Source organism: Rathayibacter sp. VKM Ac-2857 (genome assembly GCF_013205025.1).
In the GTDB taxonomy this organism is placed as follows: domain Bacteria; phylum Actinomycetota; class Actinomycetes; order Actinomycetales; family Microbacteriaceae; genus Rathayibacter.
This window is the reverse complement of sequence record NZ_JABMLE010000004.1, coordinates 79,828-104,957: the sequence shown is the minus strand read 5'-3', so window position 1 is coordinate 104,957 and position 25,130 is coordinate 79,828. Positions and strand designations below refer to the sequence as shown.

Sequence of the window (25,130 nt, the reverse complement as noted above, 5' to 3'; positions counted from 1 at the left end):
GCGACTCAGGGAGCCGCGCCGCTCAGGGAGCCAGGGCGCGGGCCCGCTCGAGGAGGTCCTCGGCGACCTCGTCGAGGAAGCGCTGCTGCAGGGCGTCGCCGACCTGCACGAAGGCGATGTCGGTGAAGCCGGCCTCGATGAAGGGGACGACGCTCTGGGCGAGCTCGTCGAGGTCGGGACCGCAGGCGATCGACTCGGCGACGTCCTCCGGGCGAACGAACTGGCTGGCGCCCGCGAAGCCGGCCGTGGTGGGCAGGTCGGCGTTGACGGACCAGCCGCCCGCGAACCAGCGGAACTGCTCGTGCGCGAGCGCGACGCCCTGCTCCTTGTCCGGCGCCCAGCAGATCGGGATCTGCCCGATCGAGCGCGACGGGGCGGCGTCGGCGCCGCGGACGGCGGTCCACTGCGAGATCAGCTCGGCCTCGGGCTCGGTGGTGATCAGGTGGTCGCCAAGCGGGGCGAAGCGCTCGATCGACTTCTCGCCCGAGACGGCGAGTCCGATCGGCACGGGCTTGTCCGGGAGGTCCCAGACGCGGGCGGAGTCGACGCGGAAGTAGTCGCCCTCCCAGGTGACCAGCTCACCGCTGTGCAGGGCGCGGATGATGTGCACCGCCTCCTCGAGCATGTCCTGGCGCGCGGCGACCGCGGGCCAGCCCTCGCCGACCACGTGCTCGTTGAGGTTCTCGCCGGAGCCGAGGCCGAGCAGGAAGCGGTCGTCGGAGAGGATCGCGAGCGTCGCCGCCTTCTGCGCGATCACGGCGGGGTGGTAGCGGATGGTCGGCGCGGTCACGTAGGTGGCCAGCTCGATGGTCGAGGTCGCCTGCGCGACGGCGCCGAGCATCGTCCAGGCGTAGGAGGCGTGGCCCTGCTCGGTCAGCCAGGGCGAGTAGTGGTCGCTCGAGACCGCGAACTCGAAGCCGTGCCGCTCCGCGTCGACCGCGTAGCCCACCAGCTGCTTCGGGCCGCTCTGCTCGGTCATCAGGGTGTAGCCGAATCGCACCATCGTCCGCCTCGTTCCGCTCGTCGTCGTCGCCGTGCCGGAGGGCAGGCGTCTGTCGTGTGCCTCCATCGTCGGCGCCGGGGCGACGGCACCGACAGCCCCTTGCCTGCGGGCCGGGGGCGGGCTAGCGGCACCGCGCGTCAGACGAAGCGGACGCGGTTCTGGACGCGGGTGCGGACCTCGAAGGACTCGCCGTAGCCGCCGAGGCGGGGGTCGTCGGTGCCGGAGCGCAGCAGCTGCGGGAGGAGGGAGCGGCGGATGAGCACGTCGCCCTGGTGGCGGCCGCGCTCGACCTGCTCGTAGGGCTGGTCGAGGGCGTCGTCGGGGACGACGATCACGCTCGCGGAGAAGCGGACGCCGAGCTCGCGCCCGAGGCGGCGGGCGGCCTTCGAGAGCGAGGCGAGCGGCTTCTCGTCCTCGGCGAGGCCCACACCCTCGACCTCGCCCTTGCGCAGGCGCACGGGCTCGCCCCAGTCGGCGGAGGTCAGGGCCAGGAGGCCGGACGGGCCGAGCACGAGGTGGTCGATCTTGACGCCGCCGTCGCCGACCGCGACGTCGTTCCAGATCGTGAAGGCGATGCCGAGGGCGCCGACCAGCGACGCGGTGGCCTCCTCGGCCTGCGCCTTGGCCAGCCAGGAGCGGACCTCGCGCGGGGCGGAGCGCACCAGCGCGGGATCGAACGGGTCGTCGATCTCGACGCCGCGGCCTACCCACTCGCGGACGAGGCGGAGGTAGTACTCGCGGGCGGCGCCGCCCGGGTGGCCGTAGGAGCGGGCGCGCACCGAGGACGCGGTCTGCTGGCGGGGCGAGCCGGTGTACGGGGCGTGCGAGGAGGCGCCGGGGGCGGGGGCTCCTCGGTCGTAGTCGCCGCGGGCGCCGGCGCTGCCGATCCGCTCCCAGGCGACCTGCACGGCGTGGAAGGAGGCCGCGTCTCCCCCGGTGTCCGGGTGAGTCTCGCGGAGCAGGCGGCGGTAGGCGCGCTTGAGCTCGTCCTCCGACGCGCTCGCGGGGACGCCCAGCACCTCGTAGGGGGTGCGGGCGGCGTGGCTGTCTGGCATGTGCTTCCGGAGGGTCGGGGGCGGCGGATGAACGCCCGGTCTCCGAGCATATCGACGCCGCCCGGGCGCCCGGTGGGAGCGCGCAGTGCGCAGCCTCCACGGCGCCCGGGTGCGGGTCGGCGCCGAACGCGTGCCGGCGCCGTGCGGCTCAGCGGTCGGCGAGCAGCTCGCGGACGCGCGGGATCACCCGGGTGCCGTAGAGCTCGATGTTCCGCATGATCGCGGCGTGCGGCAGGGTGCCGGCGCTGTACTTGAGGTCGAAGCGGTCGATCCCCAGGGCGCCGACCGTGTTCGCGATCTTCCGGGCGACGGTCTCGGGAGAGCCGAGGTGCAGCGCGCCGTCGGGGCCCGCCTCCTCGGCGAAGCGCTCGCGGGTGAGCGGGGCCCAGCCGCGCTCACGGCCGATCGAGTCGAGCATGCCCTTGTAGTGGCCGTAGTAGAGCTCGTGCGCCTCCTCGTCGGTGTCGGCGATGAAGCCGGGCGAGTGCACGGCGACGGGCAGGCGGGGCTGCTCGAGCTGGTCGAGGGCGCGGCCGAAGAGGTCGACGTAGGGGCGGAAGCGGGCGGGTGCGCCGCCGATGATCGCGAGGACCAGCGGGAAGCCGAAGCGCGCTGCGCGCACGACCGACTCGGGGCTGCCGCCGACGCCGATCCAGGTGCGCAGACGGCGGTCGCCCTCCATCGACGGGTAGACGCTCTGCTCGGTGAGGGCCGGGCGGACGGTGCCCTGCCAGGTGACGGGGCCGCCCTGCACCAGCTCGTGGAACAGCTCCAGCTTCTCCTCGAAGAGCACCTCGTACTGCGAGAGGTCGAGGCCGAAGAGCGGGAAGGACTCGGTGAAGGAGCCGCGGCCGAGGATGACCTCGGCGCGGCCGTTCGAGAGTCCGTCGAGGGTCGCGAAGCGCTGGTAGACGCGCACGGGGTCGTCGGAGGAGAGCACGGTGACCGCGGAGCCGAGGTGGATGCGCTCGGTCTTCGCGGCGATCGCGGCGAGCACGACGTCCGGGGCGCTGACGGCGAAGTCGGCGCGGTGGTGCTCGCCGACGCCGAAGAAGTCGAGGCCGACCGCGTCGGCGAGGACGCCCTCCTCGACCACGTCGCGCAGGACCTGGCCGTGCGGGAGGAGCGTGCCGTCGGGGGCGGCCGTGACGTCGCCGAAGGTGTCGACACCGAACTTCAATTCATGCGTACTCATGGACTTTGCAACCTCCGAGGGTCGGGGACTATTCCGTGCTCCGGCGGGACGATCCCGGCCGCGACGGCCGGCTCGCGGTAGGCCAGCCCGAGCGACGCGACGGTATCGTGCGCGTTCAGGCCGCTGGGGTTGGGCAGCACCCAGAGCGGGGCTCCGGCGATCGGCTCCTCCTGGCGCCCCTGGCGGGCGCTCCTCCGGCCGAAGGCGGCGCGGTAGGCGGTGATGCCGACCATCGCGACGGCGGCGGGGCGGACGCGCTCGACCGTGCGGACCAGGCGCTCGGCGCCGGCGCGGAGCTCCTCTGGCGTGAGCTCGTCGGCGCGGGCGGTGGCGCGAGGGGCGAGGTTGGTGATGCCGACGCCGCGATCGGAGAGGGCGCGGCGGTCCTCGGCGCTCATCCCCTCGGAGACGCGGAGCACGCGGTCGAGGATGCCGGCGGCGGCGAGGGCCGGGTAGAAGCGGTTGCCGGGGTGGGCGAAGTGCGCGCCGGTCGCGGCCGTCCAGAGTCCGGGGTTGATGCCGACGAAGAGGAGGCGGACGTCGCCGTCGAGCAGGTCCTCGACGGTGCGGTCGCGGTACGAGGCGAGCTCGGCGCGGGAGAACGGCATGCGGCCATCCTGCCGTGCGCGCTGCCCGGCCTGCTGCCCGCCCTGGGCCCGGCCTGCCCCGCACGCTGGGCCGTCGGTGGCAGCATGGGGGCATGACGAACGCATCGCAGGACCACCCGATTCAGCACGGCAGCGACGACGCACCCCTGGACGAGAAGCTCCGCGGCATCCTGCTGCAGGTCGCCGGCGACGCCGAGCTGCGGCCCGAGGAGGACGTCGAGGCGCTGCTGCGCCAGCGTCTGCGCGACACGCGCATCGAGATCGCGGAGGAGCACATCGCCGGGCTCGCGCGGCGGATCCCCGGGCTGACCCAGCGCGGCGGCGGCGACCTGAGCCCCGGGGCGCACTGACGTCACTCCGGCCCTCGCTCCGGCAGCGCGCTCACTCCGGCAGCGCCGGCCCCTTACGGTGGTGGTCGAAGACCAGGCTCGTCCGGGTCGAGGCGACCGCCGGGTGCGCCGAGAGGTTCGACACCACGAAGTCGCGGATGTCGTTCGAGTCGCGCACGGCGACGTGGAGGAGGAAGTCCTCCGAGCCGCCGAGGAAGAACAGCTGGACGACCTCGGGCAGCGCGCGGATCTCCTCGGCGAACCGGGTGATCGCCTGGCGCTGACCGGCGCGGATGTTGACGCTGATCAGCGCCTGCAGCGTGAGCCCGAGCGCGGCGGGATCGAGCTCGGCGGTGAAGCCGGTGATGATGCCGCGGTCGACGAGCGAGCGCACCCGCGAGACGCAGGTGGAGGGCGCGATGCCCGCCCTCTCGGCGAGGCGGCTGTTCGGCGTGCGCGCGTCCGCCCGGAGCAGGCGGACGAGAGTGCGGTCGATCGGATCGAGGTCGCCGAGGTCGTGCAGATCGTGCGGTCTCACGGCGGTGCCGCCCTTCTCGATTGCGGATCCTGCGGTCTGTGGAGAGGATATCGACGATCCTGCGGATGTTCCCCCGTTCGAAACACGATCTTCGCACGATAGGGGCAGTCCACCGCGAAGGAGCAGTCATGCGCATCGGCATCCCCACCGAGATCAAGAACAACGAGAACCGCGTGGCCGCGACGCCCGCCGGAGTGCACGAGCTCGTGCGGCGCGGGCACGAGGTGCTGGTCGAGGCCGGTGCGGGGCTGGGCTCGCGGGTCTCGGACGAGGACTTCGCCGCCGCCGGCGCCCGGATCGCGGCTGGCCCGGACGAGGTCTGGGGCGAGGCCGACCTGGTGGTCAAGGTCAAGGAGCCGATTGAGGCCGAGTACCCGCGGATGCGCTCGGGGCAGGTCCTCTTCACCTACCTGCACCTCGCCGCCTCCCGGCCGTGCACGGACGCGCTCCTCGCCGCCGGCACCACCGCGATCGCCTACGAGACGGTGCAGCTGCCCGATCGCCACCTGCCCCTCCTCTCGCCGATGAGCGAGGTCGCCGGCCGGCTCTCGATCACCGTCGGCGGCTACCACCTGATGCGCGCGGCCGGTGGGCGAGGCGCCCTCCTCGGCGGAGTGCCCGGGACTCCGAAGGCGAAGGTCGTCGTGATCGGCGGCGGTGTGGCGGGCGAGCACGCGGCCGCGAATGCGCTCGGCATGGGCGCGGACGTGACCGTGGTGGACCTGTCGATCCCACGGCTGCGCGAGCTCGAGGCGCGCTTCGACGGGCGGATTCAGACGCGGGCCTCCTCGACCTACGAGATCGCGGCGCAGGTCGCGGACGCCGACCTGGTGATCGGGTCGGTGCTGATCCCGGGTGCGCGGGCGCCGAAGCTCGTCACCGACGAGATGGTCGCCACGATGAAGGCCGGCTCTGTGCTGGTGGACATCGCGATCGACCAGGGCGGCTGCTTCGAGGGCTCGCGGCCGACCACTCACGACGACCCGGTCTTCGCGGTGCACGACAGCGTCTACTACTGCGTCGCCAACATGCCCGGCGCGGTGCCGGAGACGTCGACACGGGCGCTGACGAACGCCACGCTCCCCTACGTGGTCGCCCTGGCGGACCGGGGCTGGAAGGCGGCGCTCGCGGCGGACCCGGCGCTCGCGAAGGGACTCAGCACGCACGACGGGCAGGTCGTGAACGCGGCGGTCGCCGAGGCGTTCGGGCTGCCGGCGGCGAGCCTCGAGGCGCTGCTGCGCTAGGCGGCCTGGAGGCCGAGGGTCGCGATGATCTGCGCGATCTCGTCCTCGGGCGCGGCGGCGAGATCGACGGTGAGGTGCCGCTCGTCGTCGCCGAGCGGCTCGAGGGCCTCGAACTGCGAGTCGAGCAGGGCGGGCGGCATGAAGTGGCCGGTGCGCGCGCCGAGGCGGTCGGCGATGAGCTCGCGGGTGCCGGCGAGGTGCACGAAGACGAGGTCGTCGCGGCGGAGGACGTCGCGGTAGCGGCGGCGCAGGGCGGAGCAGGTGACGACGACGGGGTCGTCGGCGCTGACGAGGGTGTCGATCCGGGCGGCGATGGTCGCGAGCCAGGGGGCGCGGTCCTCGTCGGTCAGCGGGGTGCCCTCGGCCATCTTCGCGACGTTCGCGGCCGGGTGGAGGTCGTCGCCCTCGACGAACGTCCAGCCGAGGCGGTCGGCGAGCAGCCGGGCGATCGTGGACTTGCCGCTGCCGGAGACGCCCATGACGACGAGGGCGCGGACGGGAGCGGCGGCGGGGGTGGCCGGTTCGGTCATGGCTTCGATTATGTCCGACGAATAGCTGGTCGGGCGAGGCGCGCGCCGGAATACTGAGGGGATGGATGGACCGCGCTCGCTGCACGAGGCGGTGCTCGACGAGCTGGGGGCGCAGATCGTGCAGGGGGCGCTCGCGCCGGGCAGTGTCTTCAGTGCCGACGAGCGGGCGGAGCGCCGCGGGGTGTCGCGCTCGGTGATGCGCGAGGCGGTGCGGGTGCTGGAGTCGCTCGGGCTGGTGGTGTCGAGGCGGCGGGCGGGCACGCGGGTGCAGCCTCCCGAGTGCTGGAACGCACTGGATCCGCGGGTGATCGGCTGGAGCCTCGACGGACCGGACCGGCAGGCGCAGCTGCACCGGCTGAGCCAGCTGCGCCTCGGGGTGGAGCCGCTGGCCGCGCGGCTCGCAGCGGGGCAGGCGTCGAGCGAGCAGGCGGCCGCGCTGGTGGCGGCGGCGGGTGGGATGTCGGAGCACGCGCGGGCGGCGGACCGGGCGGCGTATCTCGCCTCCGACACCGCGTTCCACCGGACGCTGCTGGCCGCCTCGGGGAACCCGCTGCTCACGCAGCTCGGCGATCTGGTCGCCGAGGTGCTCGCGGGGCGCACGCGGCACGCGCTGATGCCGCGCGAGGCGGATTCGGAAGCGGTGCGGCTGCACCGGGCCGTAGCGGCGGCTGTGGTGGAGGGCGACGGCGAGGCGGCGGAGGCGGCGATGCGCGCGATCGTCGAGGAGGCCGACCGGGCGGTGCAGGCGGGGTGAGTGCGGGGGCTGAGGCGGTGGGTCTCGATACGCGCTGCGCGCTACTCGACCAGCGCGAGGAGGGTGCACTGTCGAGAGAGGGCCCGCTCCGCATGCTGATCGAGTAGCCCGCGGAGCGGGCGTATCGAGATCCACCACCGTCAGAAGGACGACTCTGCAGACCCGTTCTGCTGGTGACGGCGGGTCTCGATACGCCCCTTCGGGGCTACTCGACCAGCATGTTCTGCGGGCGTCTCTTCCAAGTGGATCCACCGTCGTCCGGTGGGCGGGTCTCGATACGCCCTGCGGGCTACTCGACCAGCATGAGGAGGCCGCACTTTCGAGGGAGGGGCCGCCCTCCATGCTGATCGAGTAGGCCGCGGAGCGGGCGTATCGAGATCCACGAGCCTCAGAAGGACGAGTCTGCAGACCCGCCCTGCTGGGGACGGCGGGTCTCGATACGCCCCTCCGGGGCTACTCGACCAGCATGACGCGGCGCCGCCGCGTCCTTTCCCTCACCACTGAGACACGAAGCGGCTGAGGGCGCGCTTCGGAGAGGGGGCGGCCCATGCTGATCGAGGAGCCCTCGCAGAGGGCGTCTCGAGATCCACCCGCGTCAGAACGGTGCGGGTGTGTCGTCGAAGCGAGGCCTCGGCGGCGGGTCCGGCGGGCGGCCGGGCAGCGGGGGTGGTCGGTTGCCGATCCGGCGGCCGGTCGGGCTCGTCCAGACGAGGGTCCCTCGGTGGTCGATCCGGTCGTAGCTCCACTGTTCGCCGTGCCGGACGTGGTGGTGGGACGTGCAGAGGCTCACGAGGTTCTCGAGGGAGGTCTCGCCGCCGTTGCGCCATTCGAGGGTGTGGTCGGCCTCGCTGGTGCCGGCGCTGCGAGTGCAGCCGGGAAAGCGGCAGGTCTGGTCGCGCAGTTGGAGGTGGAGGCGCATCTGGGGCGGTGGGACGCGCCAGGTGCGGCCGACGGAGACGACGGCGCCGGTGTCCGGGTCGGTGAGCACTCGGGTGAACGAGGCGGCGGTGCGGATCAGCTCGCGCGCGACGTCCGCGGGGACGGGGCCGTAGCCGTCGAGGTCGGCGGGCGCGTCGTCGAGACCGACGGCGGTGGAGGCGGCGAGGGTGAGGCGGACCTCGGCGCGGACTCCGGGAACGTACGTCGGGTCGGGCCGGCGACCGACATCGGGAGTCGTCCCGGCGATGTCGCCGTCGCAGAGGAGGTCGATCGCCGCGTCCGCGCTCAGCTGCTGCAGGGTGCGCGGGTCGCCCTCATCGCGGAGGGTGCGGGCGATGCGGCGGAGACGGTCGTAGGCGCCTGCCACTGCCGGCGCGGGAGCGTACAGGCAGAGCGTCGCCATGCCGTCGACGTCCGGGGTGACCCAGACCACGCGGTCCTCGCGGGCTCGGATGTGCCGCTCGGCGAGGGGCTGCTCGTGCAGCTCCTCGCGCCAGCGGACGAGGGCTCGGCGCAACTGCGTCGTCGTCATCGTGAGGGCGGCGTCGGCGGCGCGCTCGTCGAGTGCGCCGCGGGAGTCGGCGGAGAGGCTGCTCGCGGTCGCGCAGATCGCCTCGGCGGTCTCCCAGTAGATGCGGGCGCCCGCGAGGAGGGCGCGCGTGAGCGGGAGGTGCTCGATCAGCAGCTGCGCCTGCTCGAGGAGGCGCGAGGCGTCCCGCTCGGACAGGAGCATCGCGGCGGCGAGCTCGGCGCGGACGGAGCGCTCGAAGAGGTCCCGGCTCTCGCTGCGAGAGGCGCCGCGAGCGAAACGGTCCGGGCGGGCGAGGGCGGTGCGGTAGCCGTCGTAGACCTCCTCGGCGGCGGCGAGCTTCTCCGGGGCGGCGGCGCGGGTGCGAGCGGCGGCGCGGTCGAAGCAGGCCTGCACGTGGGCCAGTGCGTCGTCGTCCGCTCTGTGGTCTGTCATACGAGTATTGAATCAGGGACCACCGACACTGAGGCCTGGAGCCGGGGTCGGGTGGGGAGAACGGGGGCGGAAGGGGGGGGGGCTGGGGAGGAGGCCTCGGGCAGCAGGTTCGGCGGTGGTGGGTCTCGATACGCCCTTCGGGCTACTCGACCAGCATGACGCGCGCAGGCTATGGTCGGGCTTGCCGTGGGTCTCGATACGCCCTGCGGGCTACTCGACCGACATGCAGCGGCATGCTGCAGCCCGGCGGGCTGCGAATCGGGTGGGGCGGGTTGCTGCGGGGGCGGGCGGGGCGCACAGTGGAGGGATGGTCGAGGGATACTCCTCCGCGCAGGTGCGGGCCGCCGAGGCGCCGCATCTGGCGCGTCGAGAGCCGCTGATGCAGCGGGCGGCGGACGGGCTCGCTCGCGAGCTGCGGGCAGCGCTCGGCACGCGGAAGGACCGGCACGGCGCGGGCAGCGTGCTCGTGCTGGTCGGGCCGGGGAACAACGGCGGGGACGCGCTGTACGCGGCCGCCGAGATCTCCTCCTCCGGCAGCGACGTGTCGCTCGTGCTGACCGCCGACCGGGCGCACCAGCGCGGGCTCGCGGTCGCGCTCGACGACGGCTGCGGGCGCGTCGCCGCCGACGACCCGGCCGCCCTCGCGGCGGCGGTCGCCCGGGCGGACGTGATCGTGGACGGCATCCTCGGCATCGGCACGGCGGAGCCGGCGCTGCGCGGACGGCCGCGCGAGGTGGTGGCGACCGTGATCGAGGCGCTCGGGCGCCGCGAGGACGCGCCCGTCGTGGTCGCCGTGGATCTGCCGAGCGGGATCGGGCCGGACGACGGCGCGGTGCCGGACGAGACCGTGCTGCCCGCCGACGTGACGGTGACCTTCGGGGCGATCAAGGCGGGGCTGCTGCTCGAGCCGGCGCGCTCCTACGTCGGGCGGATCCGGCTCGTGGACATCGGGCTCGGGCCCGACCTCGCCGGGGTCGAGCCGATCGTCAGAACCTAGAGCCTCGGCCTAAGCCTGCGCGCCGCGGGTGAGCAGGTGCGCCCGCTCCGGGTGCTGGTCGAACCACTGGCCGACGTACCAGCACATCGGCACGATGCTGCGGCCGCTCGACGCCTCGATGTCGTCGACGGCGAAGGCGACGAGCTCGCCGGCCAGGCCCTGGCCGCGGTGCGGCGGCGAGGTGAAGGAGCGCACGAGCGACACGCTCTCGTCGTTCTCGTGGTAGTCGAGGACGCCGACGAGCGCGCCGTCCTGGTGCAGTTCGTAGCGGGACGCGTGGTCCGCGCGGCGGAAGTCCTTGGCCATCTCCCCAGGGTAGGCCGCTCGCACTCCGTGTGGCCGGGGTGGTCAGGATCCGTCGTCGAGCAGTTCGCCGTCGACGTAGTACCAGCGGCCGTCCTCGCGGAGGAAGCGGCTGCGCTCGTGCACGAGGCCCGGCCCCTCGGAGGAGCGGTAGGAGGCGCGGAACTCGACGAGTCCCTCCGCGTCGTCCTCGCCGCCGAACGCGGTGTCGACGATCTGCAGGCGCCGCCAGCGGACGTCGTCGTCGAGGTCGACGCGCTTCGGCCGGGTAGAGGGGTGCCAGCTGGAGAGCAGGTAGCCGGCGCTGCCGAGCACGTTCGCGCTGTAGCGGCTGCGCATCAGGCGCTCGGCGGTCGGCGACGGCGTCTCGCCGAGGTGGGCGGGGCGGCAGCAGTCGGCGTAGTGGCGGCGGCTTCCGCACGGGCAGGCGTCGGCGGGGTGCATCCGGACAGTCTCGCAGGGCGCGGGACCCGCCACTCCTCCGCTACTCCCCCGCGCCCGCCACCAGCGAGACCGCGAGCAGCTCGCCCGTCGGTCGCGCGCCGACGGCGTGCAGCGAGAACTCGACCAGGCCGTCCTCGCCCGTGGACGGGGTGATCGCGTAGTCGGCCTCGACCTCCCCGTCGCGCGCGCGGACGGCGAGCGGCTCGCCCAGCGGACGCCCGTCGATCCGGAGCTCGTGCTCGCCGCCGCCGTCGCGGAGCAGGACCCGGAGCACCGCCGCCCGCTGCTCCGCGTCGACGAGGGTGTAGCCGAACCAGCCGTCCGGGCCCTCGGCGCCGCGCCAGTGCCGGCCGTCCGCGCCACCGGCCCGGCTGCGGTGCCCGACGAAGGCGTGGTCCGACTCGGGCTGCTGCTCCCCCGCGGTCACGGAGTCGATCACGGCGGCTCCCCCGGCGGCCTCGCGGTCGAGCGCGGCCAGCTCGGCGCGGCGCGCGACGGCGTCGGAGCCGGTCGGCCAGTAGAGCGTGTACCGGCTGTCGTGCAGTCCCGCGAACGGCTCGAGCCGCACCGGCCCGGCGTCGGTGGCCAGCTCGGCGGTCAGGGTCGCGCGGTCGAGGAGGGCGACGGCTCCGACTCCCCCGGTCACGATCGGTGTCGCGGCGAGGTCGCGGAGCGGGCCCGCGGCCACGTGCGCCATCCGCCGGCCGTCGGCGATCAGGCCGTCGAGGTCGGCGGCGTCGGTCCGGGCCGCGAGCACGACGGGGCCGTAGGAGAACGCCGACCAGGCGGAGCCGTCGGGCAGCGGCTCGGCGCGGAACGCGAGCGAGAAGCCGACCCGGATCTCGTGGCGGCCGGGCGTCAGGACCGCGGTGCGGACGACGCCGTCGACGGCCGCGGCGTCCAGCGGGGCTCCGTCGACCGTCACCGTCATCGACTCCGCCCAGGCCGGCCGGCGGAGTCGCACGGCGCCGGGGCGCTCCAGATGCACCGTGATCGTCGCGTCGTCCGCGTGCGGGAAGGCGGTATCGATCCGCGCGCGCAGGCCGTGCTCCGGAGAGTCGAGGGTCGAGGGCAGGTAGAGGGCGATCAGCAGGTCGTCGCCGTCGTGCGCGTCGTCACCGGCTCGGGCATCGTCACCGACGAGGGCGTAGATCAGCTCGCCGTAGCGGGCGTGGTTCTCGAGCCCGGTGCCGACGCAGCACCACATCCCCTCGTGCGGCGCCGAGTAGACCCGGTAGTGCGCCGGCCGCAGCGGAGTGAAGTAGACGAAGCCGCCGTCGGGGTGCTGCGAGGAGAGCACGTGGTTGTACTGCGCGCGCTCGAGGTAGTCGAGGTAGCGCTCGTCGCCGCTCGCCTCGAAGAGGACGCTGCTCAGCTCGATCATGTTGGCGGTGTTGCAGGTCTCGGGGCCCTCGCGGTCGAGGATCATCGGGGTGAAGTCGCTCGAGCGGTGGAAGTGCTCGCGCACGCTGTTGCCGCCGATCGCGACCGTGCGCTCGCGCGTGACCTGCTCCCAGAAGAACCGCGCGGCCGGCAGCAGCTCGCCGCCGAGGCGGGCGTAGCCGACGGCCTTCGGGATCTGCGTGTTCGCGTGCAGCCCGTCGAGCGCGTCGCGGTGCTGGAGCAGCGGGTCGAGCAGGGCGCGGTGCGAGAAGCGCGCGGCCTCGGCGCGGTAGGCGGCGGCCCGCTCGGGGTCGCCGGGGTCCGCGCCGGCCACCTGCTCCGCCAGATCGGCGAACGCCTCGTTCATCCCGCCGAACTCGGCGTGCAGCATCGCCTCGAACGCCTCGTCGTCCAGCCCGGCGGAGACGCCGAGCCACCAGTCCGCGAAGCGCACGGCCATCGCGAGCGCCCGCTCCGAGCCGCCGTAGGCGGCGGCGTCGAGCAGGCCCGAGAGCGTCTTGTGCAGGTTGTAGAGCGGCACCCACCGGCCGTTGAGGGTGAACAGGTCGGCGTCGACCTCGCCGCGCGCCAGCTCCTCGCCCAGGGCGCGTCCGCCGGGCACGCCGCCGAGGTAGCCGGTGCCGACCGCGTCCTGGGCGCGCTCGAACCCGTCGAGGAGGATCTCCATCCGCTCGCGCGCGGCCTCCTCGCCGGTGGCCGCGAGCATCAGCGCGCTCGCGGAGAGCGCGTGACCGCCGACGTGCCCGTCGAGCCCGTCCGCCTCCCAGTTGCCGTAGCCCTCCGCCGCGGGCAGACCGGCCTCGCGCAGGAACGGTGCGAGCAGGCGGTCGGGGTCGAGCGCGAGGAGGTAGCGCTGGCCCGTGGCCTGGGCGTCGGCGAAGGCGCTCGGCAGCAGACGGACGGAGCGCAGCGGGAAGCGGCGGACGGGGCGGACGGCGGGAGCGGTGCGGGGCAACGGGAGACCTCTCAGCCCTTGACGGCGCCCGCGACGAGACCGCGGACGTAGTACTTCTGGATGGCGGCGTAGAGCAGCAGGCACGGGATCATCAGCAGCACCGCGCCGGCGATGACGTAGCCGAAGTCGGTCTGGCCGAAGGCGCCGGAGGAGATGTTCTGGATGGCGACCGGCAGCGTGAAGAGGTCCTGCCGGGTGAGGAAGGTCAGCGCGCCGAGGAAGTCGCTCCAGGCGCCGAGGAAGGCGAAGAGGAAGACCGTCGCGACGCCCGGGACGATCATCGGCCGCAGCACCGAGAAGAGGATGCGGAACGGCCCGGCCCCGTCGATCCGCGCGGCCTCGGTCACCTCGCGCGGGATCTGCGCGAAGGAGTTCCGCATCAGGAACACCCCGAACGGCAGGTTGAAGGTGAGGTAGAAGAGGATGATCCCGACGTGGGTGTCGGTGAGGCCGAGCGCGTTCATCTCGAGGAAGAGCGGGGTCAGCACCGCCTGGAACGGCACCATCATCGTCAGCAGGATCAGGCCGAACGCGACGTTCGAGCCGCGGAACGGGAAGAGCACCAGCGCGTAGGCGGCGAGGGTGGTCACGACCACGCTGAGCACGGCGGTGCCGAGGGCGATGATCAGCGAGTTGACGATGTACGTCCCCGCGCCGATCGAGCCGAGCAGGCCGGTGTAGTTGTCGAGGGTCAGGTCCGAGAAGGACTGCTCGGCGGCGGGCGCGACGATCTGCGCGCCGGGCTGGAACGAGCGCAGGATCGACCAGGCGACGGGCGCGACGAACGCGACCGAGACCAGCGTGCCGAGCACGACGTAGAGGACGGTGCGGAGCCGGGCGGCGGGCGTGCTGCGGCGGCGGGCGGGCGCGGGAGCCCCGGCGGGTGTCGCCTGGCGGGTGGGCGTCGGAGTGCGAGGGGGCATCAGTCGTCCTTCATCACGCGGAACTGGAGCAGCGTCAGCGCGGCGGCGATGACGACGACCACGAACGACAGCGCGGTCGCGTAGCCGACCTGCAGATCGCCGAAGGCCTTGTTGTAGACGTAGAGCATCACGGTGAGGGTGCCGGTGCCCGGCCCGCCGCCCGTGATCACGTAGAACTGGGTGAAGGCGAGGATCGCGCCGACGAAGCCGAGCACGCTGAGCAGCCCGAGGTAGCGCTTCACCAGCGGGACCGTCACCAGGAACTCCTGCTTCCAGCGGCCGGCGCCGTCGATCGCCGCGGACTCGTAGAGGGCGTCGTCGATGCCCTGCATGCCCGACATCAGGACGATCATCGTGAAGCCGGAGCCGACGTAGGCGCCGAGGAGGACGATCAGCGTCGTCGCGCTCGTCGCGTCGAGCAGCCAGGCGGTGGGCGCGTCGGTCAGGCCGACGGCCATCAGCACCTGGTCGAGCGCACCGCTGTCGGGGCGGAACTCGAGCAGGGCGACGAAGCTCAGCGAGGTGAGGCCGATGACGTAGGGCACGAAGACGGCGGTGCGGATGATTCCCGCCCCGCGCCGGTTCGAGCGCACCAGCACGGCGAGCAGGTAGCCGACGACGATGCCCAGCAGCGTCGAGACGACGGCGAAGCCGAGCGTGTAGAGCACGGACGCCCAGAACGTGGTGTCCGAGAAGGCCGTCGCGTAGTTGTCGAACCCGACGAAGCCGACGGTGCCGACCAGCGGCCAGTCCGTCACCGAGATCACCACGGCGAAGAGCAGCGGCACCACGACGAAGACGACGACGAGGACGAGGGCGGGCAGGATCATCAGGAGCCCGGTGCGGGCGTCCTTCTTTCCGAGGGCGACGCTCATGCCTGGTTCACCTCCAGGACGCGGGCCGTCTCCTCCTGGCCGCGGTCGAGGACCGCGTCGAGGTCGTCGCTACCGAAGACCGCGCCGCGGAACATCGCGAGCCACGGGGACTGCACGGTGTTGGTGAGCTGGGTGTACAGGGTGGTCGGGGCGGCGAAGCCCTCGTTCATCCGCTCCATCCCGGGGACCATCAGCGGGAAGTCGTCGGCGAAGCCGGTCTCGAGCACGTCGTCGCGCACCGGGTACCAGCCGAGCGCGGCGAGCTCGGACTGCTGCTCGAGCTCGGTGACGAAGCGCATGAAGTCCCAGGCCGCCTCGGGGTTGCGCGCGCCGCGCGGGATGGAGAGCACCGCGCCGCCGGAGAACTGCGAGACGCCGCCGTCGGGGCCGGGGAACGCGCTGACGCCGAGGTCGCCGAGGAACTCGGGCGTCGCTCCGCCGACGATGAGGTCGTAGGAGCCGGGGAAGAGGCCGACCGTACCGTCGAGGAAGTCCTTGCCCCAGGCCGTGCCGCTGTCGGCGGAGACGCCGGGCTGGGCGAGGCCCTCCTGCGCGAAGGTGCGGTAAAGCTCGAGGGTGCGCCGCAGCGGCTCGTTGCCGGAGACGGTGGCGCGCTGGCGGCCGACGACGCCGTCGTAGAAGGGGCTCTCGTCGGCCCAGAAGTGCGGCTGGACGACGTAGCCGAGGATGCCGGCCGAGTTGCCGGTGAAGGTCACCCCGGAGACGCCGTCGAGCTGCTGGAGCGCCCGCGCGTGGGTGAGGTACTCGTCGAAGTCGGTCGGCCCCTGCTCCGGGTCGAGGCCGGCCTGCTCGTAGAGCCGCTTGTTCCAGAACAGCTGCGACACGTTCGAGAGGGCGGGTAGGCCGTAGACCTTGCCGTCGAAGGAGGCGACGTCGAGCAGCGGTCGGTTGAGGCGGTCGGCGTAGGGCAGCGCCTGGATCAGCGGAGTCAGGTCGGTCAGCGCCTCGCGGGAGCTGAAGACCGGCGTGGTGACCGAGTCGGGAGCGACGACGTCGGGCACGGCGTTCGCGCGGATCGCCGTGGCGAGCTTGGTGACCATCTGCCCCTCGGGCAGCACGGTCAGCTCGACCCGGACCGCGCTCTGCGCGGCGTGGTACTTCTCGGCGATCGCCTGGGCGGGCGTGAAGGCGACGCTGCGGCACCAGAAGCGGATCGTGCCGCTCGGGGCGGCGGCGAACGAGGGCGCCGAGACGTCGGCCTCGGGCAGCACGGCGGAGCAGCCGGTCAGGCCGAGCGCGGCCGCGAGGCCCGCGCCGCCGAGAGCGAGCGCGCGGCGGCGGGTCAGGTCGGGCAGGTGCGGGTCGAGCAGGCGGAGAGCAGAGTGCATCGTCGGTCCCTCGTCGTTCGGTCGGTGCGGGCGGTCGGGCGCGGGCGGGCGGGCGGGCGCGGCGGGTGAGCGCCGGGTCAGGTGGAGTCGCGGACGATCAGCTGGCAGGGGTGCGCCTCGATCCCGGGGCGCGGGCGGCCGTCGATCGCCTCCAGCGCGCGGGCGCCGGCCGCCCGGCCGAGCTCCTCGAGATTCATGTCGACCGTGGTGAGGGCGGGGCGGGAGTTCATCGCCGCGGCGGCCCAGTTGTCGAAGCCGACGATCGCGACGTCGTGCGGGACGCTCACGCCGGCCTCGCGCAGGCCGTCCGCGACGCCGCGCGCGATCTCGTCGCTGCCGCAGAGCACCGCGTCGACCGGCTCGACCCGCTGGCGCAGCATCTGCGCGGCCTGGCGGCCCCAGGTCTCGGTCCAGTTGCCGTAAAGCGAGCGGTCGCCGACCAGGCGGAGGCCGAAGGAGGGCGCGTGCTCCTGAACCGCCTCGGCGCGGATCCGGGCGGAGTAGTCGAGCCGGGGCCCGGCGACGTAGGCGATGTCGCGGCGGCCGAGCGCGGCGACGTGCTCCAGAGCGAGCAGGATGCCCTGGGTCTGGTCGACGACGACCGACATGTCGGCCGGGTCGTCGGAGGAGCCCATCACGTAGACGATCGGCACGCTGGTCGCGGGCAGCGCCGGACGCGGACCGGTGAGGTTGGTCATCACCACGATCGCGTCGACGCCGCGGGCCGCGAGGATCTCGACGCAGTGCCGCTCCCGCACCCGGTCGCCGCGGGAGTTGCTGAGCAGCACCGAGGCCTGCTCGGCGGGGAAGGCGTCCTCGAGGCCCCACATCACCGGGATGCTGAAGCGGCCGATGTCGTCGGAGGTGACCAGTCCTATCGTGAGCACCCGCTGCTCCGGGGCCGGCCCGCTCGCGGCGGCCGGCAGCGCGAAGCCGAGCTCGGCGGCGGCGGCGAGGATGCGGCCACGGGTGTCACCGCTCAGCTGGCCGCGGTTGTTCAGCGCCTTCGAGACGGTTCCGACGGAGACGCCGGTCGCTGCGGCGACGTCGCTGAGGGTGACGCGGCGGGCGGGGAAGCTCATCGGGGTCGACCTCTTCTCGTCGTCGAGAGCGCGGGTGCGCGTGACGGCCACGGTAGCTTGCGGCAACTTTCCGCGTCAAGGCAAATCTTGCCGCGCCTTGCTGCGGCGGGCGCGGAGGTGTGCATCCCCTCCACGTCCGCGGCCCCGGGTTGAGACGGGCCGCCGATCTCGGCATCGTGGCTCCCTCATCGATCACGGACGGAAGGAACGACCCGATGCTCACGCTCACCGACAACGCCAGCACCGTCGTCAAGACCATCACCGGTCAGACCGAGACCCCCGTCGAGGGCGGACTCCGCATCAGCGGCGACGACCTCGACGCCCGCAACTTCGCCGTCGCCGTCGCGCCGGCTCCGGAGACCACCGATGCGGTCGTGGAGCAGGACGGGGCGCGGGTCTTCCTCGACGTCGCCGCCTCCGTGGCCCTCGGCGACAAGGTGCTCGACGCGCAGGTGGACGAGGGCGGCTCCGTCACCTTCGGCATCACGCCGCAGGGCTGACGCCCGCCGCCGGAACGACCGAGGCCGCCCTTCCCGCATCAGCGGGCGGGCGGCCTCGGTCGTTCCGGCGGTACTTCCGGCTCAGGACAGGACGTCGCGGGTGGTGAAGCGCGCGATCGCCAGCGAGCCGAAGACGGCGACGTAGGCGAGCTGCAGCAGCGCGTTCTCGCCGAACGAGCTCCAGGCGATCGGATCGCGCAGCAGATCGGCGAAGTCGAACCAGCGGTCGGTGAAGAGGAACGGGTGCAGCGCGTCGAGCTGCGAGAGCGAGCCGACGATCTGCGCCGCGATCGAGACGACGACCGTCGCGGCCATCGCTCCGACCGGGACGTCGGTGAGCGTCGAGATGAACAGGCCGATCGCCGCGAGGCCGACCAGCGAGAGCGCCGCGTAGACGGCGATCGCGAGCGCGCGGCCGATGGCGTCGGCGAGCGGGACCGTGCTGCCGGAGAGCAGCGTCACCGGACCGGCCGGGAAGAGCGCCAGGCCGATCAGGATGCCGACGACCATCACGGTCAGCGCCGCGGCGAGGCAGAACGCGATCGCGGCGGCGAACTTGACGACGAGCAGCCGGATCCGCCCCACCGGGCTGACCAGCAGGTAGCGCAGGGTGCCGAGCGACGCCTCCCCCGCGATCGCGTCGCCCGCGACGACGCCGATGGTCAGCGGCAGGAAGAGCGGGACGGCGACCGTGATCGCCGCGAAGCCGGTGAACAGGCCGTTGCCGGCGATCGCGCCGACGAAGGAAGGGCCGCCGCCGTCGCCGCCGGACAGCCGCACCGCGACCGCCAGCAGGATCGGGATGGCCGCGAGGGCCGCCAGCAGCGCCCAGGTGCGGCGGCGGCGGAAGAGCAGGGCCAGCTCGGAGACGAGCAGCGACCCGATGCCGAGGCTGCGCGCCGGGCGGGCGGGGGCGGCAGGGGTGGCGGTGGCGGTGGTCTCAGCGCTCGACATCGAAGCCCTCCCCGGTCAGCTCGACGAAGCGCTCCTCGAGCGAGGGGCGGCGCACGGTGAAGCCGCGGACGCGGACGCCGGCGGTGACGAGGGCGGCGACCACGGACTCCGGAGCGGCGGTCGTCGGCATCGCCGCGACGACCAGCGGCGGGTCGATCGGGTGCTCGGCCGGGACGAGCCGCGGCGCGAGCCCCAGCTCGACGAGGGCGCGCTGGGCGTCGACGACGTCGGGCGTCAGCAGCTCGAGCGAGGCCGCGTCGCCGCGGAGCTCGTCGAGGCCGCCCTGGGCGACGAGGCGCCCGGTGCGCATCACCGCGGCGTGCGTGCAGAGCTGCTCGATCTCGGCGAGCAGGTGGCTGGAGACGAGGACCGTCGTGCCGTCGGCGTTGAGGCTGCGCACGAGCGAGCGGACCTCGCGGGTGCCCTGCGGGTCGAGGCCGTTGGTCGGCTCGTCGAGCACGATCAGGTCGCGCGGCGAGAGCAGGGCGACGGCGATGCCGAGGCGCTGCTTCATCCCGAGCGAGTAGGAGCCGACCTTCTTGCCTGCCGCGGCGGAGAGGCCGACGCGGGCGAGCGCCTCCTCCGCCCGGCTGTCGCGGCTGCGCGCGGAGGTGCCGGCCTCGGCCGCGTCGAAGCGGCGGAGGTTGGCACGTCCGGAGAGGAACGGGTAGAAGCCGGGCCCCTCGACCAGGGCGCCGATCCGAGGCAGCACCTCGGCGGCGCCGCGCGGCATCGCCGTGCCGAGGACGGTGATGTCGCCCTCGGTCGGCGCTGCGAGGGCGAGGAGCATCCGGATGGTCGTCGTCTTGCCCGAGCCGTTGGGCCCGAGGAAGCCGAAGACGGCGCCGCGCGGGACAGCGAGGTCGAGACCCGACACCGCCTCCTGGCGCCCGAAGCGCTTGGTGAGGCCCCGGGTCTCGACCGCGAGCTCGCCGATCGTCACCGACCGGCGGCCGCGGTGAGCGCGTCGACCGGGACGGCGCCCGCGAGGACGCGGCCGTCGTCCGTGAGGAGGACCGTGAACAGGGCGGAGGAGAGCACGCGGCCGCCGTCGACAGCCGTGGTCACGGCGTCGAGCTGGGCGAGCGACTCGGCGTCGCCGGCGGGCAGCTCGACGATCGAGCCCCAGCCGGTGCCGGTCGTGGTGACGCCGGAGTCGCCCTCGGGCGCGGCCGGGACGTCGGTGGCGTCGAAGGGCGCGGTGGCCTCCTCGTGGACGGGGGCGGCCTTCTCGGTGACCTCGGCGCCGGCGGGCGGCGTGAAGGAGAACATCGAGGCGTCGGGCGCGGAGACGTCGATGCTCGTGTAGGCGACGCTGAAGGCGGGAGCGGTGCCGCCGACGGCGGTGACGGCCACGCCGAGGGGCAGGCCGGTCTCGCCGTCGATCGAGACCGTGACCGAGCCGACGAGGGTGCTGCTGTCACGCGGGGTGAGCACGAGCTCGTAGGCGTCGCGGCCGGCGACGCGCACGTCGGAGCCGACGGCGACCGTGGTCGTCGGGTCGATCGCGGCGAGCAGCTGCTCGGCGATCGAGGAGGGCGTGGGGACCTCGCCGGCGGGAGCGTCCGGCTGCGGCGCGTCGCCGGTGGGCGGCAGCAGGTGGGTGACCGCGTTCTCGGCGGAGTCGTAGACCCAGACGCCGTCGGTCTTCGTGGCGACGACGTCGCGCTCGGCGAGGCGGTCGAGCACCTGGAGGCGGGCGCCGTGCTCGGCGTCGACGTAGACGCGGGCCTGGTGCGAGCCGGTCGCCAGCTCCATCAACGCGCTGGTGGCGGAGGCGTCGCCGGCGCCCTGCGCACCGGAGCCGGTGCTGCCGAGGGCGGAGAGATCGGGCAGGCCGAGCGCGGAGGTCTGCTGGACCTCGCCGGAGAACGCGGTGGTGTCGCTCTCGGCGACGAAGGTGAGGAGATCGGAGGCGGACTTCTCCGGGAGGTCGCCGGCCGCGTTCGCGGACAAGGGCAGAGTGACGGCCGCGGCGACGACGACCAGGGGGACGACCGCAGCCGGGACCCAGCGCTTCCAAGAGGTGCTCATAGTCCTCGACGCTACGCCTCGAAACGGCGCGCCGCCTCCGAGCCGGGCGCCGTCACGGCGGACCGTCAGGCGATGCGGTCGGCCGAGACGACGACGTTGTCGACGTAGTGCCCGTAGGAGTCGTCGAACACTCCCCCGCAGGTGATCAGCCGCAGCTGCGCCGTGGGGCTGGGGCCGTAGACGTCCTCGGTCGGGAAGTCCTCCTTGGGCACCGAGACGGAGCCGGTGACCGAGAAGGTGCGGGTGCTGCCGTCCGAGAGGATCACGTCGACGGTGTCGCCGGGAACGAGCGCCGTGAGGTCGAGGAAGACGCCCGGGCCGATGCGCGAGTCGACGTGACCGGCGATGACGGAGGGGCCGATGTCGCCGGGGACGACGCCGTCGCGGTACCAGCCGGCCTCGTCGACCTGGACGGGCGGCTGGATCCAGCCGGTCTCGTCGCGGGTCAGCGACTCGAGGGTGGAGTCGACGCCGATCGCCGGGATGACGACGCGGACCGGCGTGACCGCCGAGCGCGCGGGGGCGGCGGCGGCGACGGGGTTCTGCAGGGCGCCCGCGTCGCCCGGAGACGGGGTGGCCGGCGCGGTGGTGGCGGGGGCGGACGAGGCGGCGGAGGTCGCCGCGGGGGCGGCCTCCTCCCCCGCGGTGGCGCAGCCCGCCAGGAGCAGGAGCGCCGCGAGGGCGGCTCCCGCTCCGGCGAGGCGGCGCATCAGCTCGCTCGGCCGGTGCCGACCGAGGAGCGGCGCGCGATCAGGGCGAGGGCGCCGGCGACCGCGGCGAAGACGCCGAGGACCGACAGGACGCCGAGGAGTCCGTCGACGAGCGGCGCGGCCGCGGCGGAGTCGGTGGAGGCGACGTGCACGGCGGTGGCGCCGCCTCCGGTCTGGATGCCGCCTGTGGGCAGGTCGCCGATGGCGGCCGAGTCGAGCACGGGCGAGACGACGAGGCCGTTCGAGGCGTCGTCGAGGACGAAGAGCGAGGCGACGGAGCCGGGCGCGAGGTCGAGGTCGGCCTTGGCGGTCACGGCGCCGGCCGAGAGGTCGAGGCTCCACGGGCCGGCGGGGACGCTGGTGTAGCCGGTGGCGGTGCCCTGGGCGGCGCCGGTCGCGAGCAGCGTGCCGGTCGTGGTGGCGACGTTTACCTGGCTCGCGGTGGTCGAGGCCTGGACGACGCGGACGCGCGCCTGGCCGTCGGCGGGCGGGGTGAGGTCGTCGGTGAAGACCGTGGTGCGCAGGACGGCGTTGCGGCCGAGGGCGGCGACCGTCAGCGGGGTGCCGGCCGAGACGTCGACGGACTGCTCGATGACCGGGGCCGTGCCCTCGGGCGCGTCGGAGGGCACCATCGAGACGACGTAGGTACCGGGCTGCAGGGTCCAGTAGGCCGAGACCGCGCCGTAGGCGACGTCGTCGAGCTCGAAGGCCGCTCCTCCGCCGCCGAGGGCGGTCAGGGTGACGTCGACCGACTTGGTGTCGGGCGAGAGGTGCGCGACCCGGACCCAGCCGGTCGCGGGCGGCGCCTCGGCCGCCGAGGCGGGCGCGGCGCCCAGGGCGGCGAGCGCGGACACCGCGGCGAGGGCGAGCGCGGCGCGCGCGAGACGGAGGGGGCGGATCGGGTTCATGGCGGGTCCTTCGGGTGGGGGCGTGCTACTGAGCGCCCGGGAGCAGCCCGGTCGGCTCATCGAGGTCGAGGGCGACGAGGAGACCCTCGGGGGTCGACTCGACGGACGTCGGGACGAAGTCGCCCGTCTGACTGCCGAGCCACGTGGTGGCGTTCTGGACGGCGGCGGCATCGGCGGGGAGTGCGGCGCCGTTGTAGCCGGTGAGGAGCATGCGGTGGCGGACGCCGTCGACCTCGTTCGCGCCGACCGGGAAATCGGCGACGGACAGGGGCGTGAAGGCGAGCTGCTGGCCGAGCATCAGCAGGAGACGGGAGTCGACGCGGCCCCCCTCGAGCAGGGCGCGGGCGGCGTCGGTCGTGGTCAGCGCGGGATTGGCCGCGAGCTGACCGCCGGCCGAGGCGCGGGCGGCGGTGAGCACGGTGGCCGCGGCGGCGGCCTGGTCGGTGCCCTGGTCGAGGACCCGGCGCACCTCGACGGCGGTGTCGCCGCTGCCGAAGCTCGCGACGGCCTCGGAGTTGTCGAGCGCCGTCTCGGTCTCGCCGGTCGCGGTCGCCCGCAGGCCCGGCGTCGCGAGGATGTAGTCGGCCGCGCGCCACGCCGTGTCGGGCGCCGCCGCGCTGAGCGTCGACTCGGAGACGACGGTGTCGCCGGGGAAGCCGGCGTCGGTGACGTCGCCGACCAGGTCGTCCTGCACCAGGAGGACGGATGCGGGATCGATCGTGTCCGCGACCCAGGTGACCGCGGCCTCGGTGGTGCCGGGATCGGAGGCCGCGACGGGGCCGGTGGCGCCGTCTCCGCCGCCGTTCGTGATCAGCGGGACGGCGACGAGCGCGCCGCCGATGAGCAGGACGGCCGCGCCGATGCCGGCGCCGATCAGGACGCCCGCGCGGCGGGAGCGGGGGCGGCCCTCGTCGCCGGCCGGGTCGGCGGAGACGGGGGTGCCGTGCCACTGGTGCGCGGTGGCGGGCACCGGGGGTGCGAGGAAGGCGGGGTCGTCGTCGCGGGGGTCGTCGTCGGAGTCGCCGCGGCCGGGGAACGGCGCGGGAGCGAGGAACCGCTCGTCGAAGAGGTCCTGCGCCGGGTCGGCCGTGCGGTGCTGGGGCTCGGCGTGCTGCTCGGGCTCGGTGACGTGCGCGGGCTCGCCGACGTGCTGCGGCTCGGCGTACTGCTGGGGGTCCGCGTACTGCTGGGGTTCCGCGTACTGCTCCGCGTACTGCTCCGGCTCGGTGGGCGCGGACCGGCGCACGGGCTCGGGCAGGAGCAGCCCGAAGCCGCCGCGCGAGCGGCCCTGGACGGGCACGAAGGCGGCGGCGTTCGGGTGCGGGAACTCGAGGTGCTCGGTGTCGAGCTCGCAGACCTCGCCGATGACGGGCGCCGGCGCGGGGCCGATGGCGTCGGTCGGGACGAGGGCGAAGCCGCGGAGGAGCGCGGCGTCGACGGTCGGCGCCGGCGGGAGCGGCGGGGCGACGGCGACCGGGGGCGGCGGCTGGACCGCGGACGGCGCGGAGGTCGGCGGCTCGAAGAACAGCGCGTCGACCGGCTGCGGCTCGGCGGGCTGCGGCTCGACGGGCGGAGCCGCGGGCGGAGCCGCGGGCGGCCGGGGCGCGGCGAGACGGGTGCCGTCGAACTCGAGGGCCGCGGGCTCGGAATCCTCGGGCTCGGACTCCTCGGGCTCGCTCTCCGCGGGCTCGCTCTCCTCGGATGGGAGCTCGACCGGCTGCTCGGCGAGGGGCGGGGCGACCACGGGCGGGGCCGGCCACACCGGCGGCGCCGGGGGTGCGGGCGGACCGTCGAAGAACTGCGCGTCCACGGGCTGCGGCTCGAAGCGCGACGGCGGGGCTGGCGGCGCGACCTCGTCGGCGGGCGGCTCCGCGATCTCCTCCGAGGGCGCGAAGTCGCGCGGGAGGTCGATCATCGGCGAGGGCGCGGCGGGAGCCGGGGCGGGCGGCGGCGGCGGGCTGCGGAACGCACTGTGCGATCCTCCGCCGCGCGCAGGCCGCGAGAGGTCGGGGACGAAGGAGGCGACCCCCGGATGGGGGAATTCGAGAGCATCCGCGTCGAGCTCGCAGTACTCGCCGATCGCGGGCGCGGGCACGTCGAAGACGTGCTCGGCGGCCGCGTGAGCCGGAGGGGCGTGCTGCCCGAGAGCGGCGCCAGCGGGGGGCGCCTCCTCGGCGCGCGCCGGAGGCAGGTACTCGGTCACGTCGGGTTCGACTCCGTACGGGGGTTCCCCTTCCCCGGGGGAGTCGCTGCGCCGCGAGCGCGAGAACAGCTGCCGGGCGGCGGAGACGGCGGTGCGCGCCATCAGCGGCGGCTCCGTCCGGCGTCGTTCCGACATTCGAGGGTCACAGCACCTCTTCGGAGCGGCCGGGCCGATCGGACTGGTGTCGCGCGTGTTCCGCAGTGCTGTCCCCACATGGTCATGTGGCGCAGTCTTCCGTATCCGCTGGCGCCGGAGGTACCCGGGCCGGCGCTTGTGATCTGTTCGTCACGCGGTCGACCCCGGGGAGGAGACCTGCGAGGAGGGGCGCGA

General features: G+C 74.1%; 25 protein-coding genes. 5 read left to right on the top strand and 20 right to left on the bottom strand.

The window, feature by feature from the left end; genetic code table 11:
* Nucleotides 1-22: 22 nt before the first annotated feature.
* From HQQ86_RS17390 to HQQ86_RS17375, 4 genes are all read right to left on the bottom strand, one after another.
* The gene (locus HQQ86_RS17390) at nt 23-1,003 is read right to left on the bottom strand and encodes a TIGR03557 family F420-dependent LLM class oxidoreductase (protein ID WP_173289529.1); all 981 of its coding nucleotides are present in this window, start codon (nt 1,001-1,003) and stop codon (nt 23-25) included.
* 137 nt (nt 1,004-1,140) lie between these two features.
* A complete protein-coding gene (locus HQQ86_RS17385) occupies nt 1,141-2,058 on the bottom strand; it encodes a J domain-containing protein (protein WP_173289527.1) in 918 nt (305 codons plus the stop codon).
* A 148-nt stretch (nt 2,059-2,206) separates the two neighbouring features.
* Nucleotides 2,207-3,253, bottom strand: coding sequence for an LLM class flavin-dependent oxidoreductase (locus HQQ86_RS17380; protein WP_173289525.1), 1,047 nt, complete (start codon nt 3,251-3,253; stop codon nt 2,207-2,209).
* A complete protein-coding gene (locus tag HQQ86_RS17375; RefSeq protein WP_173289524.1) occupies nt 3,250-3,861 on the bottom strand; it encodes a mismatch-specific DNA-glycosylase in 612 nt (203 codons plus the stop codon). The genes HQQ86_RS17380 and HQQ86_RS17375 overlap by 4 nt, the downstream gene beginning before the upstream one ends.
* A 92-nt stretch (nt 3,862-3,953) precedes the next feature.
* On the opposite strand from HQQ86_RS17375, the gene HQQ86_RS17370 reads away from it, so the two are divergent.
* A complete protein-coding gene (locus HQQ86_RS17370) occupies nt 3,954-4,211 on the top strand; it encodes a hypothetical protein (RefSeq protein WP_123446108.1) in 258 nt (85 codons plus the stop codon).
* A 31-nt stretch (nt 4,212-4,242) separates the two neighbouring features.
* Here HQQ86_RS17370 and HQQ86_RS17365 read toward each other — a convergent pair whose 3' ends face one another.
* The gene (locus tag HQQ86_RS17365) at nt 4,243-4,728 is read right to left on the bottom strand and encodes an Lrp/AsnC family transcriptional regulator (protein ID WP_173289523.1); all 486 of its coding nucleotides are present in this window, start codon (nt 4,726-4,728) and stop codon (nt 4,243-4,245) included.
* Between the two features lie 128 nt (nt 4,729-4,856).
* On the opposite strand from HQQ86_RS17365, the gene ald reads away from it, so the two are divergent.
* The gene (gene ald / locus HQQ86_RS17360; RefSeq protein ID WP_173289522.1) at nt 4,857-5,972 is read left to right on the top strand and encodes an alanine dehydrogenase; all 1,116 of its coding nucleotides are present in this window, start codon (nt 4,857-4,859) and stop codon (nt 5,970-5,972) included.
* Here the strand turns inward: ald and HQQ86_RS17355 are convergent.
* Nucleotides 5,969-6,502 carry a gluconokinase gene (locus HQQ86_RS17355; protein WP_173289521.1) on the bottom strand — a complete coding sequence of 178 codons (534 nt, stop codon included), beginning with the start codon at nt 6,500-6,502 and terminating at the stop codon, nt 5,969-5,971. The genes ald and HQQ86_RS17355 overlap by 4 nt on opposite strands.
* Before the next feature lie 61 nt (nt 6,503-6,563).
* Here HQQ86_RS17355 and HQQ86_RS17350 point away from each other — a divergent pair, with 61 nt between their 5' ends.
* Nucleotides 6,564-7,256 carry a FadR/GntR family transcriptional regulator gene (locus HQQ86_RS17350; RefSeq protein WP_173289520.1) on the top strand — a complete coding sequence of 231 codons (693 nt, stop codon included), beginning with the start codon at nt 6,564-6,566 and terminating at the stop codon, nt 7,254-7,256.
* 595 nt (nt 7,257-7,851) lie between these two features.
* On the opposite strand, the gene HQQ86_RS17345 is transcribed toward HQQ86_RS17350, so the two are convergent.
* The gene (locus tag HQQ86_RS17345) at nt 7,852-9,159 is read right to left on the bottom strand and encodes an HNH endonuclease signature motif containing protein (RefSeq protein ID WP_173289519.1); all 1,308 of its coding nucleotides are present in this window, start codon (nt 9,157-9,159) and stop codon (nt 7,852-7,854) included.
* 307 nt (nt 9,160-9,466) lie between these two features.
* On the opposite strand from HQQ86_RS17345, the gene HQQ86_RS17340 reads away from it, so the two are divergent.
* The gene (locus HQQ86_RS17340) at nt 9,467-10,156 is read left to right on the top strand and encodes an NAD(P)H-hydrate epimerase (RefSeq protein WP_173289518.1); all 690 of its coding nucleotides are present in this window, start codon (nt 9,467-9,469) and stop codon (nt 10,154-10,156) included.
* Between the two features lie 9 nt (nt 10,157-10,165).
* On the opposite strand, the gene HQQ86_RS17335 is transcribed toward HQQ86_RS17340, so the two are convergent.
* The 7 genes from HQQ86_RS17335 to HQQ86_RS17305 all read right to left on the bottom strand — a co-directional run bounded on the left by HQQ86_RS17335 (nt 10,166) and on the right by HQQ86_RS17305 (nt 17,491).
* Complete coding sequence (locus tag HQQ86_RS17335; protein WP_173289516.1) at nt 10,166-10,462, bottom strand: GNAT family N-acetyltransferase; 297 nt, start codon at nt 10,460-10,462, stop codon at nt 10,166-10,168.
* Nucleotides 10,463-10,504: 42 nt separating this feature from the next.
* On the bottom strand, nt 10,505-10,903 hold the full coding sequence (locus tag HQQ86_RS17330) for a YchJ family protein (RefSeq protein WP_173289514.1): 399 nt from the start codon (nt 10,901-10,903) through the stop codon (nt 10,505-10,507).
* Nucleotides 10,904-10,943: 40 nt separating this feature from the next.
* Nucleotides 10,944-13,262, bottom strand: coding sequence for a beta-L-arabinofuranosidase domain-containing protein (locus tag HQQ86_RS17325; RefSeq protein ID WP_173289512.1), 2,319 nt, complete (start codon nt 13,260-13,262; stop codon nt 10,944-10,946).
* 11 nt (nt 13,263-13,273) lie between these two features.
* Nucleotides 13,274-14,185 (bottom strand): carbohydrate ABC transporter permease, encoded by a 912-nt coding sequence (locus HQQ86_RS17320; protein WP_173289510.1) that lies wholly within the window; start codon nt 14,183-14,185, stop codon nt 13,274-13,276.
* Entirely contained in the window at nt 14,185-15,060 is an 876-nt protein-coding gene (locus tag HQQ86_RS17315; RefSeq protein WP_123706545.1) for a carbohydrate ABC transporter permease, read from the bottom strand. Before HQQ86_RS17315 ends, HQQ86_RS17320 begins: the two co-directional genes overlap by 1 nt.
* On the bottom strand, nt 15,057-16,409 hold the full coding sequence (locus tag HQQ86_RS17310) for an ABC transporter substrate-binding protein (RefSeq protein ID WP_173289508.1): 1,353 nt from the start codon (nt 16,407-16,409) through the stop codon (nt 15,057-15,059). Before HQQ86_RS17310 ends, HQQ86_RS17315 begins: the two co-directional genes overlap by 4 nt.
* A gap of 77 nt (nt 16,410-16,486) precedes the next feature.
* Nucleotides 16,487-17,491 carry a LacI family DNA-binding transcriptional regulator gene (locus HQQ86_RS17305; RefSeq protein WP_216845645.1) on the bottom strand — a complete coding sequence of 335 codons (1,005 nt, stop codon included), beginning with the start codon at nt 17,489-17,491 and terminating at the stop codon, nt 16,487-16,489.
* A gap of 215 nt (nt 17,492-17,706) precedes the next feature.
* Here HQQ86_RS17305 and HQQ86_RS17300 point away from each other — a divergent pair, with 215 nt between their 5' ends.
* Nucleotides 17,707-17,991 carry a hypothetical protein gene (locus HQQ86_RS17300; protein ID WP_123446096.1) on the top strand — a complete coding sequence of 95 codons (285 nt, stop codon included), beginning with the start codon at nt 17,707-17,709 and terminating at the stop codon, nt 17,989-17,991.
* A gap of 81 nt (nt 17,992-18,072) precedes the next feature.
* On the opposite strand, the gene HQQ86_RS17295 is transcribed toward HQQ86_RS17300, so the two are convergent.
* From HQQ86_RS17295 to HQQ86_RS17270, 6 genes are all read right to left on the bottom strand, one after another.
* Nucleotides 18,073-18,945, bottom strand: coding sequence for an ABC transporter permease (locus HQQ86_RS17295; RefSeq protein ID WP_173289504.1), 873 nt, complete (start codon nt 18,943-18,945; stop codon nt 18,073-18,075).
* Complete coding sequence (locus HQQ86_RS17290) at nt 18,932-19,888, bottom strand: ABC transporter ATP-binding protein (RefSeq protein ID WP_173289502.1); 957 nt, start codon at nt 19,886-19,888, stop codon at nt 18,932-18,934. Before HQQ86_RS17290 ends, HQQ86_RS17295 begins: the two co-directional genes overlap by 14 nt.
* Nucleotides 19,885-20,979: a DUF2092 domain-containing protein gene (locus HQQ86_RS21470; RefSeq protein ID WP_173289500.1), complete on the bottom strand. Its 1,095-nt coding sequence runs from the start codon at nt 20,977-20,979 to the stop codon at nt 19,885-19,887. The genes HQQ86_RS17290 and HQQ86_RS21470 overlap by 4 nt, the downstream gene beginning before the upstream one ends.
* A gap of 65 nt (nt 20,980-21,044) precedes the next feature.
* Nucleotides 21,045-21,689, bottom strand: coding sequence for a class F sortase (locus HQQ86_RS17280; protein WP_173289498.1), 645 nt, complete (start codon nt 21,687-21,689; stop codon nt 21,045-21,047).
* Entirely contained in the window at nt 21,689-22,597 is a 909-nt protein-coding gene (locus tag HQQ86_RS17275) for a DUF4397 domain-containing protein (RefSeq protein WP_173289496.1), read from the bottom strand. The genes HQQ86_RS17280 and HQQ86_RS17275 overlap by 1 nt, the downstream gene beginning before the upstream one ends.
* 25 nt (nt 22,598-22,622) lie before the next feature.
* A complete protein-coding gene (locus HQQ86_RS17270) occupies nt 22,623-24,902 on the bottom strand; it encodes a hypothetical protein (protein WP_173289495.1) in 2,280 nt (759 codons plus the stop codon).
* Nucleotides 24,903-25,130: the final 228 nt, after the last annotated feature.

Excerpts from the sequence above, each read along its gene's own strand:
- HQQ86_RS17345 (WP_173289519.1), bottom strand. The coding sequence starts at position 9,159 with ATGACAGACCACAGAGCGGACGACGACGCACTGGCCCACGTGCAGGCC.
- HQQ86_RS17385 (WP_173289527.1), bottom strand. The coding sequence starts at position 2,058 with ATGCCAGACAGCCACGCCGCCCGCACCCCCTACGAGGTGCTGGGCGTC.
- HQQ86_RS17375 (WP_173289524.1), bottom strand. The coding sequence starts at position 3,861 with ATGCCGTTCTCCCGCGCCGAGCTCGCCTCGTACCGCGACCGCACCGTC.
- HQQ86_RS21470 (WP_173289500.1), bottom strand. The coding sequence starts at position 20,979 with ATGAGCACCTCTTGGAAGCGCTGGGTCCCGGCTGCGGTCGTCCCCCTG.
- HQQ86_RS17310 (WP_173289508.1), bottom strand. The coding sequence starts at position 16,409 with ATGCACTCTGCTCTCCGCCTGCTCGACCCGCACCTGCCCGACCTGACC.
- HQQ86_RS17280 (WP_173289498.1), bottom strand. The coding sequence starts at position 21,689 with ATGCGCCGCCTCGCCGGAGCGGGAGCCGCCCTCGCGGCGCTCCTGCTC.
- HQQ86_RS17335 (WP_173289516.1), bottom strand. The coding sequence starts at position 10,462 with ATGGCCAAGGACTTCCGCCGCGCGGACCACGCGTCCCGCTACGAACTG.
- HQQ86_RS17390 (WP_173289529.1), bottom strand. The coding sequence starts at position 1,003 with ATGGTGCGATTCGGCTACACCCTGATGACCGAGCAGAGCGGCCCGAAG.
- HQQ86_RS17275 (WP_173289496.1), bottom strand. The coding sequence starts at position 22,597 with ATGAACCCGATCCGCCCCCTCCGTCTCGCGCGCGCCGCGCTCGCCCTC.
- HQQ86_RS17270 (WP_173289495.1), bottom strand. The coding sequence starts at position 24,902 with ATGGCGCGCACCGCCGTCTCCGCCGCCCGGCAGCTGTTCTCGCGCTCG.
- HQQ86_RS17320 (WP_173289510.1), bottom strand. The coding sequence starts at position 14,185 with ATGCCCCCTCGCACTCCGACGCCCACCCGCCAGGCGACACCCGCCGGG.
- HQQ86_RS17350 (WP_173289520.1), top strand. The coding sequence starts at position 6,564 with ATGGATGGACCGCGCTCGCTGCACGAGGCGGTGCTCGACGAGCTGGGG.
- HQQ86_RS17295 (WP_173289504.1), bottom strand. The coding sequence starts at position 18,945 with ATGTCGAGCGCTGAGACCACCGCCACCGCCACCCCTGCCGCCCCCGCC.
- HQQ86_RS17315 (WP_123706545.1), bottom strand. The coding sequence starts at position 15,060 with ATGAGCGTCGCCCTCGGAAAGAAGGACGCCCGCACCGGGCTCCTGATG.
- HQQ86_RS17355 (WP_173289521.1), bottom strand. The coding sequence starts at position 6,502 with ATGACCGAACCGGCCACCCCCGCCGCCGCTCCCGTCCGCGCCCTCGTC.
- ald (WP_173289522.1), top strand. The coding sequence starts at position 4,857 with ATGCGCATCGGCATCCCCACCGAGATCAAGAACAACGAGAACCGCGTG.
- HQQ86_RS17300 (WP_123446096.1), top strand. The coding sequence starts at position 17,707 with ATGCTCACGCTCACCGACAACGCCAGCACCGTCGTCAAGACCATCACC.
- HQQ86_RS17305 (WP_216845645.1), bottom strand. The coding sequence starts at position 17,491 with ATGAGCTTCCCCGCCCGCCGCGTCACCCTCAGCGACGTCGCCGCAGCG.
- HQQ86_RS17330 (WP_173289514.1), bottom strand. The coding sequence starts at position 10,903 with ATGCACCCCGCCGACGCCTGCCCGTGCGGAAGCCGCCGCCACTACGCC.
- HQQ86_RS17380 (WP_173289525.1), bottom strand. The coding sequence starts at position 3,253 with ATGAGTACGCATGAATTGAAGTTCGGTGTCGACACCTTCGGCGACGTC.
- HQQ86_RS17370 (WP_123446108.1), top strand. The coding sequence starts at position 3,954 with ATGACGAACGCATCGCAGGACCACCCGATTCAGCACGGCAGCGACGAC.
- HQQ86_RS17340 (WP_173289518.1), top strand. The coding sequence starts at position 9,467 with ATGGTCGAGGGATACTCCTCCGCGCAGGTGCGGGCCGCCGAGGCGCCG.